This is a genomic window from Arthrobacter sp. NPDC057388, from assembly GCF_042668165.1.
Classification (GTDB): domain Bacteria; phylum Actinomycetota; class Actinomycetes; order Actinomycetales; family Micrococcaceae; genus Arthrobacter.
Genome location: NZ_JBHVBL010000012.1, coordinates 71,692 through 83,614 on the forward strand (window position 1 = coordinate 71,692; position 11,923 = coordinate 83,614).

The window sequence follows — 11,923 nt, forward strand, 5'->3', positions numbered from 1 at the left end:
TGTTGGGCGGACCGCAAGAGAACCTAAGGACTCCCGATGAACCACCCTGCAGCTGCCAAGACCTTCCGTGAACAGCAGGCGGGCTCTCTGCGGGCGGGCAACCACCTTGTTCTCCCGGACGGCGAACGGTCTGCGGAAATCCACTCCGTGGAAGTCGAAACCGATGATTTCGGCAGCCCCGCCATTATCCTTGCCACCCTCACCGGCGGGGGCACGCTGCGTATTGCCGCCGGCTCCGCCGTGCGGGTCCCGGGAGCCGCCTCTGACGGCGCCCCCTCCGCGGAGGACGCGGAGGACGCCGCTGCCGCGGCAGTAGTTGCGGCGGCGCCCGGCGCCAGCGCGGCAAGCGGTGCCGGATCAGCGGACGGCGCCGTCCCGCCGTCGGGCATGCAGCCGTCAGGGACCCAGCCGTCAGACGTCAAGGCGTCCGACGCCGGCACTCCCCTTTCCCTCGTGGGGAACCCAGACGCCCCAGCGCCGCAGCGCGCGGTACCTGCCGCCGTCGTCGTGCCTCCCCTGCCCTCCACCACACCGTTGGTGATCGGCCCCAGCGCCGAAGACCTGGCCCTGATCCCGGAGCCCTCCGGAACCCCCGAATCCGTGGTGGAGGCCGTGGCGGCGGCGCACCCGGACTCCGTCGGCGTGCAGCTGCTCGCGGACAAGCTCGTCAAAGGCATCAACACCAAGTCCGGCAGCTGCCTGAAGGACCTGAGCGACCTCGCGCACGAACTGTTTGTCATGCTCAAGGACGCCGAGGGGTCCCTGAAGGTGGCCGACCTGCTCAACGTGCTGCCCTTCGACGGCAACCCGGGACGCTGGGGATCGGTGGAAGCGTCCCTCGCGCTGTCCAGCTACGTGTGCCGCCAGACCGGGCACAAGGACCGCGCCGCCGTCTACGAGAAGCTGCTCCGTGCCCCGGACAACCAGGAGACGGATCCGTTCAAGGCGCGGATGCAGGCCAGGGTGCGCCAGCGTTCACTGAACGAGCCAAACCTGTACGACAAGGAGATTTTCCGCTCCATCGACAACTCCAACCACGAGGCCGAGCGCGAGTGGCGGCTGCTGCGGCTGGAATCGCTGCTGTTCCTGCGCGCCCACGGCGGATCGCAGACCATCAGCGCATCCGAACTCGAGCGGCGGATCGCGAACGAACTGGAATCGGTGCGGGGTTAGCCTCCTCGCACGTCCCAGCCCATTTTCAGCCGGAAATTGCTCTAGCCCGCGCTGCGCCCCAAGTTGTAGATTCAGGCCATGACGAACAATCTCAGCGTTGTGATCAATTCGGACGCGCCGCAGGTTTGGACGATGCTGCGTGAACCCTCGAAAGTCGCGCAGTGGCATGGCTGGGAAGCCGACGAACTGGCGGATGAAATCAATGAGATCTACTTCAACAAGTCAGTGGTTGAAGGGCCGGACCACACCTCCCTGACGGTCGAGGGCGGCGACATCTTCACGCTGAAGCCCGTGCCCACCGGAACCGAGGTCAGCGTCACCCGCGCCGGAGTGGACCACAACTCGGAATGGGCTGCTTGGGACGAGGACATCACGCAGGGCTGGCTGATTTTCCTCCAGCAGCTGCGCTTCGCTCTGGAACGGCACCCGCACGGCAAACGCCGCACCTGCTACTTCTCCGTCCCCGGTTCGGGCGGCTCCGCCATCGAAAAACTCGGCCTGAAGGACATCCCCAAGCCCGGCGAGGAGTATTCGCTCACCCTGGGCACGGGCGAGGAGATCTCGGGCAAGGTCTGGCACAAAACCAACCACGTCGTAGGGCTCACCGTGCACAGCTACGCGGAACATGGTGAGGGCCTGCTGATCGTGGCCGACCAGCCCGTCATCCCGGAGAAAAGGCCCGACGGCGGCTCCATGGTGATCCTCTCGCTGTACGACCTGGGCGCCGGCAGCATGGAAACGATCCGCACCCTGTGGGACGACTGGCGCTCTGAGAACTACCCCACATCAGAACCCATCCAGTGAAGGTTCGGCGCCGTTAGCTGGCACACTTGAACCGTGCCAGCCAATCCTGAACCGCCAGCCCGAGCTGATCTGCCGTCGGAGGCGGTGCCGGCCGCCCGCCAGTCGGAATTTTCCTTCCGCGTGGGCAAGCGGCTCACCGAGACATGCAGTCCGGCGCCCGAGCAGGTGGCCGCCAACGGAGGCGGGTTCCTGGGCCGGACCGGCACCATCACCACACCGCACGGCGAGATCCAGACACCGGCCTTTATCGCGGTCGGCACCAAGGCAACGGTGAAGTCTGTGCTCCCGGAGTCCATGGCCGAACTCGGTGCGCAGGCCCTGCTGGCCAATGCCTACCACCTGTACCTGCAGCCCGGCCCGGAGATCCTCGACGAGGCCGGGGGCCTGGGCGCCTTCATGAACTGGCCCGGGCCGACGTTCACCGATTCCGGGGGCTTCCAGGTGATGAGCCTCGGTTCCGGGTTCAAGAAGGTCATCGACATGAAGTCCGTCGATACGTCCGGGCCCGATGACGCTGTGGCCCCGGGCAAGGAGCGTTTGGCCCACATTGACGACGACGGCGTCTGGTTCAAGAGCCACCTCAACGGGGACCGCCACCGCTTCTCGCCCGAGATCTCCATGCAGGTCCAGCACCAGATCGGCGCCGACATCATGTTCGCGTTCGACGAGCTCACCACGCTGCAGAACTCCCGGGGATACCAGGAGGAATCGCTGGAGCGGACCCGGCTGTGGGCGGTCCGCTGCCTCGAGGAACACTTCCGGCTCACGGCGTCCCGGGCGGGGAAGCCCTACCAGGCGCTCTTTGGCGTGATCCAGGGCGCCCAGTACGAGGACCTGCGCCGGAAGGCCTGCCGGGATCTGGGGGCGATGGCGTTCGACGGCTACGGGATCGGCGGCGCCCTCGAGAAGGAGAACCTGGGCACAATCGTGCGCTGGTGCAACGAGGAACTTCCCGAAAACAAGCCGCGGCACCTGCTGGGCATCTCCGAGCCGGACGACATCTTCACGGCCATCGAGAACGGCGCCGACACCTTCGACTGCGTCTCCCCCACCCGAGTGGCCCGGAACTCGGCGTTCTACACGCCCGAGGGCCGGTTCAATCTGTCAGGCGCAAAGTACAAGCGGGACTTCGGCCCGCTGCAGGACGGCTGCGACTGCTATGCGTGCCTGAACTATTCGCGGGCCTACATCCACCACCTGTTCAAGGCCAAGGAGATGCTCTCGGCCACGCTCATCTCCATCCACAACGAGCGCTTCGTCGTGAAGATGGTGGATGACGCCCGGCTGGCCATCGACTCCGGCGACTTCTTCGAGTTCAAGGCCGAAACCCTGGGCACGTACTACTCCTAGGTGTTGCTGCGCTGCCGTTTCGACGGTTCCCTGCGCACACGACGCTGCGGAACGTCGAGCGGGCACGGAACCGTCTAAACGGCCTGTTTCCACATACCGCTGACAGTCACTGGGCCTCCGCGGCCGTAGCGGCCATGGTGGAAACATGAGCCAACCTGGAACCCGCCTGCCCGCAAGGGAGAACCGCTGGCGCACCGAGCAACTCCTGCAACGCGGGCTGAATTCGCGGGTAATCGCGCAGCTGGTTCGGGACGGATCCTTGATCCGGGTGCGCCGTGGCTGCTACGCGCGCGGCGAATGGTGGGCGGAACTGAACGCGGCAGGCCGCCGGCGCCAACTCATCCACGCGCACGCGCACGGTACATGCACGACGTCGGCCGGCGGTTTCGTCTATAGCCACAGCTCAGGTGCCACCTTGCAACGCCTCCATCTGTGGGGAGTCGACGATACCGTCCACCTGACGCAGGCTGGTTGCCCCTCGAGTGTGTCCCACGGACAAGGAGTGGCCGCCCATACCCGGCGCCTGCTCAGCCGCGAAGTGACCTTCATAGACGGTCTGCCATGCACCTCGTTGGAGCGAACAGTGGTCGACTGCTCCCTGATGTTCAACGTCCGTCAGGCCCTCATCCTGGTCGATCACGCCGCTCGCTTGGGAGCTGACGTGCCCCTGCTTCGGGACTACTGCGGCGCGTTGGCGGGGCGAAATGGAGTCGTGGCATTGCGCCGGGCCTTGGACTTGATGGATGCCCGTTCCGAATCTGCCGGGGAGACTCTGACCCGGGAGATAATTCACAGGCTCAAGCTCCCACTACCGGAGCTCCAGTACGTGGTGCGGACACCGCTGGGCGAACACCGCCTGGACTTTGCGTGGCCCAAGCGGAAGGTGGCACTTGAGTTCGATGGCAGGACCAAGTACTTCGACTACAGGCCAACAGCTGAGGTGATCTTCCAGGAACGCCGCCGCGAACAGGCGCTCATGGAGCAGGGCTGGACCTTCGTCCGGGTTGAGTGGAAAGACCTTTTCCGGGAGCAGGAGTTCAAGTACCGGCTGCTGCGTGCACTGGACCAGTCCGGGCCGTTTCGACGGTTCCCTGCCGGCTAGACGTTGCGGGACGTCGAGTGGGCAGGGAACCGTCGAAACGGCGGGGCTACGCGTAGGTCGGTTCGCGCTTCTTGACCCAGCCGATGGCCAGCGTGGTCACGGGGACGAACAAGAACTCCACGAGCGTCTTGTACAGGAAGCCCACCACCACGTAGTTCGCAAACGTTCCGAAGTCGCTGATGCCGATTACGGAGGCCGCGATGCTGCAGAAGATCAGGGTGTCCACGAACTCCCCGGCCACGGACGAGCTCATGATGCGCGCCCACAGGGACTTCTCGCCGGTGCGGGCCTTCATCCGGACCAGGATCCAGGAGTTGAGGGTCTGCCCGGCGAAGAACGCCAGAAGCGACGCCAGCACGATCTGCGGCACCGGGCCGATGGCGCCTTCGAGCGCTGCCTGCTTGGCGGTGCCGAAGTCGTCGTCAAAGCCAGGCAGCGCAATGATCACCCAGTAGCACAGCGAGGCGAAGACGGACAGCGCGAACGTGGTGACAATGGCCTTCCGGGCGACCTTGAAGCCATAGACCTCACTGATCACATCGCCCAGGATGTACGCCAGCGGAAAGAGGAAGAAGCCGCCGTCCGTGACGATCGGGCCCAGCGCCACGCCCTTGGAGGCGCCGATATTGGACAGGATCAGCACCACGGCCATGACTGCGAGCATGATGCCGAAGTAGGGGGAACCGATCGAGGCGAATTTCGGCGCCGCTTTCGGCAGGGAGGACTGGGCGGTGGTCATGGGTGTTCCGTTCGTAGTGGTTCGCTCGGCGCCCGACGCGGGAAGAGGCAGCCGGCTGTATTAGCACTGGACGGGTTCCGCCGGGCTGGCCGCCGGAACCGCCCTCCATTCTCCCACCATTGCCGGCGCCGGCACCTCCGTCGGCACGGAAGAGCGGGACTCACCTGCATCCACACAACAAAGAACGACGGCGGGCTGCCGCCCCGGGGACCCGAAGGTCACCACGGTGCCGGCCGCCCGCCGTCGTGCGTTGCTTTCGTGACGCGCTATGCGTTACGGGAGATCAGACCTTGACGATATCCTCGTCGTCGTCCTTGCGGACGGCGCCCGCCGGGGCAGCGGCGGCAGCCGTGCCGGACCAGGCGTGGCCCTGTTCGCGGTCCAGGTGCGTGGTCTTCTTGTTCTTCAGCGCGAAGATGTAAACCAGCAGGGACAGCCCGATCGCCACGGTGACGTACGTGAAGAAGAGATCCACCTGGTCCGACTTCTGCAAAGCGGCGCCGATCAGGGGAACCGTGCCGCCGAACAGCGAGTTGGCGATGGCATAGCCCAGTCCGACGCCCAGAGCGCGGATGGAGGCGGGGAAGAGCTCGGCCTTCACGAGGGCGTTGATGGAGGTGTAGCCGCCCACGATCAGCAGGCCGCCCATCATCAGCAGGAAAGCCGTGAACGGGTCCTTGGTGCCGGCGAGCGTGGAGAGCAGCGGCCAGGTGAACAGCACGCCCGTGATGCCGAACCAGAGGAGCAGCGGCTTGCGGCCCACCTTGTCGGAGATGAGGCCGTAGACGGGCTGGAGCAGCATGAAGATGAACAGCGCCCAGAAGTTGATCACTGACGTGTCGGTCTTGGCGATGCCGGACGTATCGTTCATGAACTTCAGGATGAAGTTGGTGTAGGTGTAGAAGGCCACGGTGCCGCCCAGGGTCACGCCGATGCAGACCAGCAGCGGCTTCCAGTGCTGCGTAAAGAGCAGCCGCAGGGTGCCGGGCTGGGCCTCGCCGGAAGCGGCAGGAGCCTTGGCCGCCTGGACCTGCTCCTCGGAAACCGTCTCCTCCATCGAACGCCGCAGCCACAGGACCACCAGCGCCGCCACGCCGCCCACAGCGAACGGAATGCGCCAGCCCCATTCCTTCAGCAGGTCATTGCCCAGGGTGTTCTGCAGGATCACCAGCACCAGCAGTGCGAGCATCTGGCCGCCCACCAGGGTGACGTACTGGAAGCTGGAGAAGAAGCCGCGGCGCCTGGACGTGGCGGCCTCGGACATGTAGGTGGCGCTGGTGCCGTATTCGCCGCCCACGGAGAAGCCCTGCAGGACACGGACGAGGATCAGCAGGACCAGGGCCCAGATGCCGATGACGTCCTGCGTCGGGAGGATGGCGATCGCGAAGGAGCCGGCGGACATCAGGGTCACGCTGAGGGTCAGGGCTGCCTTGCGGCCGTTGCGGTCGGCGTAGCGTCCGAAGAACCAGCTGCCGATGGGGCGCATGAGGAATGACGTCGAGAACACGGCCATCGCCTCGAGCCCGGCCTGCAGCTCGTCCTTGGAGTTGAAGAAGTGCGCCTGGAAGTACGCCGCGAAAACTGTGTAGACGTAGAGGTCGTACCACTCCACGAGGTTGCCGGCGGAGCCTTTGAGGATGTTGCCGACCGCCCGGCGTGTCTGTGCGGCCTCGCTGGATGCCGCGCTGCCGGGCGCGGCGTGCTGGGTGCTCATCAATGAACCTTCCTGGTCGGTGCCACCGTCGGCGTCCGAGGTGCGAAATGGTGTCCTGCCGGAATCCCGCGTCGGGCTTCCCTGCGTCTGTCCGGCGGCCTGTGCGGTTCTCCGCCGGCAGCCCGGACCGGGCGCCTTGCCGGCAGACCCTGCAGGAGGACACCTGCCAACTTATGCGTGATCCTTGGCACAACCAACGTGGAGGGGCAATTCCTAACACTTCCTTAGGAATTGGAACCGCCGACGGCGGCGGGTCGCCTTTGCACTTTCACCCGGCGGTAGTGCGCACCCCGGACACCGTGCCAAGGCGGCAACAAGGCGAAATCCGCGGACAAGGAGTAATGTCCAAACGGACTCCGATGTCCCCCCACAGCAACGAAGGCAGAGGACAGGCAATGCGCGTGCTCATCGTCGAGGACGACGACGCAATGGCGTCGGCCCTCGAGGCGGCCGTCATTTCCGCAGGCCACAGCGCCCATCGGGTATCCCGGGGCGCGGACGCATTGCTGGTCCACCGGGAGCACGATGTCATCCTCCTGGACCTCGGGCTTCCGGACATGGACGGCCTGGAAGTCCTGCGCAAGCTTCGCCAGGTCACGGCATGCCCTATCCTCATTCTCACTGCGCGCGATGACGAGCGAAGCGTGGTCCTCGGCCTCCGCTCCGGCGCTGATGACTACCTGGTCAAGCCGGTGAAGCTGGTGGAACTCCTCGCCAGGATTGAAGCGGTGACGCGGCGGACGGGCCGCAGCGGCCCGGAGAAGCCCCACAGCATTGTCCTCGGGGAACTCGACGTCGACCTCGACCGGCGGGTGGCCGCCGTTGGACCCCGGGTCCTCCCGCTGACGGCCACGGAATTCGATCTGCTGGCCCTGCTCGTCCGGAACGCCGGTTCCGTGGTGACCCGTGAACAGATCCTTGATGCCCTGTGGGGCGATGCTTTCCTGGCCTCATCCCGGTCGCTGGATGTGCACCTCACCGGGCTGCGGTCCAAACTGCAGATGCCCGGCTTCATCATCAACGTCCGGGGTGTGGGATACCGGGTCGAAGCGGAACCAGCGTGAAGCGCCGCGTGCTGGGAATCCTGAGCCTGTTTGCCCTGGTGATGGTGCTGGCGGTCTCCAGTGCCATCCTCACCTCGGCCGGGCGGGAACTGACCCAGGAAGTCCAGATCAACCGGGTCTCGGCACTCAACCGGTTCGCCCAGGTTGCCTACGACGCATCGCAAAGCGGTGACGCGACACAGCTCCGGCGCGAGATGGAGCGCTACACCGGCCTTTACGGCGAGGGCGTCCTCGTTCGGCTGGAGGAAGCCGCCACGGTGCAGTCCGGCGGGCTGAGCCCGGACCGCACCGATGTGCGGGATGCGGTCTCCCGTGCCAGCCTGAACCTCAATGACACAACGCTCGAGCCTCTGCAGCCGTTTGGCTCCGGCACGGCACTTATTTCACGTTCATTCGGCACCGCCAGCCAAGTGCTGGGCGAAGCGGTCCTGGAAGTGAACCTCGAGGCGGCACGGCAGAAACTCCGCGAACGCTGGCTGCTGGTGGGTCTGGGGGCGGCCGGACTTTCGGCCATCCTGCTCCTGGGCGCACTCCGGGCCACGGGATGGGTAATCCGGCCGGTGCTCCGGCTGAACTCAGCCGTGGCGGAACTGGAGGCCACCGGCAGGGCGGCAAGACTTCCCGAGGCAGGGCCGCCCGAGCTCAGGGAACTGAGCCGTTCCTTCACCAGAATGGCGGAGACCGTGAGCAACAGCACCGAGTCCCAGCGCCGGCTCATTGCCGACACCTCCCATCAGCTCCGCAACCCAATCGGTGCCCTGCGGCTGCGGATTGACCTGCTCCAGCTGGAACTCCGGACCGACGCAGAACGGGCCAAAGCTGCGGGGGTCGTGAAGGAACTCGAGCGCGTCGAGGAGATCCTGGACGACGTCCTGAAACTGGCCACTGCCGAGCACCGGGCTTTCGAAGGCACGGCCACCCAAACCGCCGGACCGGGCGCAGTCGGCTCCGCGCAGCCCATCGACCCGTACCCCGTGCTGCAGGAGGAGGTGGACCGCGCACGGCCGGCAGCCAAACAAGCCGGCTCGAGCCTCGTTTTGAAGGCTCCGCCGGAGCCGCCCCTGCAGCTTTTCTGCAGCGCCGCCGAGCTCGCCCAGATGGTGGGTGAACTCATCACGAACGCCATCAAGTACGCGCCCGGGGCCACTGTCACGGTGAACGCCCGCCCATTGGGCGGCTCAGTCGTGGTTGAGGTGTCCGACGACGGCCCGGGACTCCCGCCCGAAGAGCTCGCCAATGCTGCCACCCGGTTTTGGCGGTCCCCGGACCACGCCGGCGTTCGTGGCACGGGACTGGGAATGACGATCGTTGACCGGCTGGCGGGCGCGAACGGGGGCCGGCTGACGCTGCGGGCACGCGATCCGCACGGGCTGCTGGCGCTTCTGGAATTTCCCGCCGCTGTTCAGGGAGGAGGGCAACCGTGAGGCGGGGACAACTGCACCAGGTGGGCCGGCGCGGCGTCCTGAAGTCCGGGCTGAGCCTGGTCGCCGGGGCGTTCAGCCTTTCGGCCATGGCGGCGTGCACATCATCACCGGGACCGGCCAGAGTGACTGTGGCTGGCGGTGAATCCGGCGGCTTCTACCTTGAGTTCGCCGCGCTCCTTGCCGAATCGCTCCAGCGCCACGGAATCGCCCAACGGGCAGAAGCCCTGACCACCGGCGGGAGCCTTGACAACATAAGGCGGCTGGCCGCCGGGGAGGCAACATTCGCCGTCGCGCTCCTTGACGCCGCAGTGCAGCAAGCAGGCGCACAGCAGACGGCGGGGCAGCCCGCCGTCGCAATGGCCGCCGTCGGAAAGGTCTACGAAAACTATGTCCACTGCCTGGTGCGACGGGACAGCGGCATCGGGAACTACCGCGACCTCAAGGACAGGAGGATCGGGATTGGTGAGGCGGGTTCGGGGACAGCGCTGACATCCCGCAGAATCCTGGAAGTGTCAGGGCTGGCTGGGGCGGTCACGGAAGTCAATCTGGGTCTCAACGACGGGATCGCCGCGCTCCGCAGGAAAGCCGTGGACGTCCTGTTCTGGTCCGGCGGTGTTCCGACAGCCGCCATCGCGGAAGCGAACGATGCCCCTGGGCTTCGGCTGCTCGACTTGTCCGGCCTCGTCCGGCCACTTCGCGATCGCTTCGGAGCCTTCTATGACCGTGTGCTGATTCCCGGTAGCGGCTATCCGGGAGCCGGGCCTGCCTGGACGGTGGGCGTGGCGAACCTCCTGCTCTGCCGGAACGACCTCGACGGCGGCGTCGTCCGGAACACCGTGAAGCTGCTGGTGGACCATGCCGACGAACTCGTTCCCCGTTCCAGCCTCGGCGTCCAGTTCCTGAGCCCGGACACCCTGATCAACACGGCCGACCTGCCCCTGCATCCCGCTGCAGCGGAGGCGTACCGCACGCTGCACGGTTAGGCATGGCAGGATGGAACGATGACTTCTGTTGCTGCCGATAACCGCACCACCGCGGCTCCCGCCGTCGTCCTGACCATCGCCGGTTCCGAGGCGACCGGCGGCGCCGGAGCCCAGGCCGACCTGAAGACATTCCAGGAACTGGGCGTCTTCGGCATCGCCAACCTCACATGCATCGTCTCCTTCGACCCGGACAATGAATGGAACCACCGCTTCGTGCCCGTGGACCAGGAAGTCATCGCACACCAGCTGGAAGCGACGATGGCGGCCTACGGTACCGCTTCCGGCGCACCTTCCGTGCTGGACACCGTGAAGATCGGCATGCTGGGCAGCCCGGCCACCATTGCAACTGTCGCCTCTGCGCTGTCTGCCGGCGCGTTCAGCAGCGTGGTGCTGGATCCGGTGCTCATCTGCAAGGGGCAGGAGCCCGGGCACGCGCTGGACACCGACCAGGCCCTGAAAGCCCAGATCCTGCCTCTGGCCACGTTTGTCACGCCCAACCATTTCGAAGCCGAGTCACTCTCCGGCCTGGAGATCACCGACGTCGAGTCGCTCAAGGCCGCGGCCATCCGGATCCACGAACTGAGCGGAGCCGCCGTGCTGGCCAAGGGCGGTGTGCGCCTGTCCGGGCCCGACGCCGTGGATGTCTTCTACGACGGCGAAACCCTTGAGGTCCTGGCGGCGCCGAAGGTGGGCGAGGTGGCCGTGTCCGGCGCCGGCTGCTCGTTGGCGGCGGCCGTGACGGCGGAGCTGGCCAAGGGCGCCTCGCCGCTGCAGGCAGCGCGAACGGCCAAGGAGTTCGTGACCGCCGGGATCCGGAACCGTGTGGCCTCCGGCGCCCCGTTCGATGCACTCTGGCAGGGCGGCCCGCGCTAACTCCGGCTGAAACCCTTCCTCACCTTTCGTCGGGTTCCCTGGGACCCTTCCTCACCTTTCGCCGGGTTTCCCTGGGACCCTTCCTCACCTTTCGCCGGGTTTCCCTGGGACCCTTCCTCACCCGGTGAGGAAGGGTCTCGAGTCATCCCACAGGAGCTGAGGAAGGACTTCTTCGGGCGGATACCGTCATCACCACAGACCGCGGGCGTATTCTCAAGGCATCCCGTTGGATCGTGGAGGAGCGCGGCATGGACCAGCATTTCGGCAGCGTTGACGAGTACATCGCGCAGTTTCCCGCCGACGTGCAGGAGATTCTCCAGGAGATTCGCCGCCGGTGCCGCGACGCCGTACCCGGCTCCGGCGAAATGATCAGCTACGGCATCCCCACGGTCACCCTCGACGGCAAGTATGTGGTGTACTTCGCGGGCTGGTCGCACCACATTTCGGTGTACCCGGCGCCGTCCGGCGACGACGCCTTCCGGGCCGACATCGCGCCCTTCCTGGCCGGCAAGGGCACGCTCAAGTTTCCCCTCGGCAAGCCGGTCCCCTACGGCCTCATCGAACGGACGGCGGCGCTTCTCGCCGCCGAGCGGCGGGGGCGGTAACCGCCCGGCTGTAGCACCCGCCGTCGAACGCGTACGACGGCGGGTGCCGGCGAGGGCGGTAACGCCAGCCGTTCACCGGGGAAAGTGAGACA

Annotated in this window: 11 protein-coding genes; 9 read left to right on the forward strand and 2 right to left on the reverse strand. The window is 66.3% G+C overall.

Annotated elements, in window-relative coordinates; all coding sequences use genetic code 11:
• Positions 1 to 36 precede the first annotated feature (36 nt).
• The 4 genes from ACFUTU_RS08320 (at position 37) to ACFUTU_RS08335 (ending at position 4,429) form a co-directional block, all read left to right on the forward strand.
• Positions 37 to 1,173, forward strand: a complete 1,137-nt coding sequence (locus tag ACFUTU_RS08320; RefSeq protein ID WP_377963057.1) for a DUF6707 family protein — start codon at positions 37 to 39, stop codon at positions 1,171 to 1,173.
• Positions 1,174 to 1,251: 78 nt separating this feature from the next.
• Positions 1,252 to 1,977 carry an SRPBCC domain-containing protein gene (locus ACFUTU_RS08325; RefSeq protein WP_377963059.1) on the forward strand — a complete coding sequence of 242 codons (726 nt, stop codon included), beginning with the start codon at positions 1,252 to 1,254 and terminating at the stop codon, positions 1,975 to 1,977.
• Between the two features lie 33 nt (positions 1,978 to 2,010).
• Positions 2,011 to 3,327 (forward strand): tRNA guanosine(34) transglycosylase Tgt, encoded by a 1,317-nt coding sequence (gene tgt, locus ACFUTU_RS08330; protein WP_377963061.1) that lies wholly within the window; start codon positions 2,011 to 2,013, stop codon positions 3,325 to 3,327.
• A gap of 145 nt (positions 3,328 to 3,472) precedes the next feature.
• Positions 3,473 to 4,429, forward strand: coding sequence for a hypothetical protein (locus ACFUTU_RS08335; protein ID WP_377963063.1), 957 nt, complete (start codon positions 3,473 to 3,475; stop codon positions 4,427 to 4,429).
• Positions 4,430 to 4,475: 46 nt separating this feature from the next.
• Here the strand turns inward: ACFUTU_RS08335 and ACFUTU_RS08340 are convergent, their stop codons facing one another.
• A complete protein-coding gene (locus tag ACFUTU_RS08340; protein WP_377963065.1) occupies positions 4,476 to 5,168 on the reverse strand; it encodes a queuosine precursor transporter in 693 nt (230 codons plus the stop codon).
• Between the two features lie 283 nt (positions 5,169 to 5,451).
• Positions 5,452 to 6,882: an MFS transporter gene (locus ACFUTU_RS08345; protein ID WP_377963067.1), complete on the reverse strand. Its 1,431-nt coding sequence runs from the start codon at positions 6,880 to 6,882 to the stop codon at positions 5,452 to 5,454.
• Positions 6,883 to 7,277: 395 nt separating this feature from the next.
• Here ACFUTU_RS08345 and ACFUTU_RS08350 point away from each other — a divergent pair, with 395 nt between their 5' ends.
• The 5 genes from ACFUTU_RS08350 (at position 7,278) to ACFUTU_RS08370 (ending at position 11,831) form a co-directional block, all read left to right on the forward strand.
• The gene (locus ACFUTU_RS08350) at positions 7,278 to 7,946 is read left to right on the forward strand and encodes a response regulator transcription factor (protein ID WP_377963119.1); all 669 of its coding nucleotides are present in this window, start codon (positions 7,278 to 7,280) and stop codon (positions 7,944 to 7,946) included.
• The gene (locus ACFUTU_RS08355; RefSeq protein WP_377963069.1) at positions 7,943 to 9,370 is read left to right on the forward strand and encodes an ATP-binding protein; all 1,428 of its coding nucleotides are present in this window, start codon (positions 7,943 to 7,945) and stop codon (positions 9,368 to 9,370) included. The genes ACFUTU_RS08350 and ACFUTU_RS08355 overlap by 4 nt, the downstream gene beginning before the upstream one ends.
• Positions 9,367 to 10,353 (forward strand): TAXI family TRAP transporter solute-binding subunit, encoded by a 987-nt coding sequence (locus ACFUTU_RS08360; protein ID WP_377963071.1) that lies wholly within the window; start codon positions 9,367 to 9,369, stop codon positions 10,351 to 10,353. Before ACFUTU_RS08355 ends, ACFUTU_RS08360 begins: the two co-directional genes overlap by 4 nt.
• An 18-nt stretch (positions 10,354 to 10,371) precedes the next feature.
• Complete coding sequence (locus ACFUTU_RS08365; RefSeq protein ID WP_377963073.1) at positions 10,372 to 11,226, forward strand: hydroxymethylpyrimidine/phosphomethylpyrimidine kinase; 855 nt, start codon at positions 10,372 to 10,374, stop codon at positions 11,224 to 11,226.
• 248 nt (positions 11,227 to 11,474) lie between these two features.
• Positions 11,475 to 11,831 (forward strand): iron chaperone, encoded by a 357-nt coding sequence (locus tag ACFUTU_RS08370; RefSeq protein WP_377963075.1) that lies wholly within the window; start codon positions 11,475 to 11,477, stop codon positions 11,829 to 11,831.
• Positions 11,832 to 11,923: the final 92 nt, after the last annotated feature.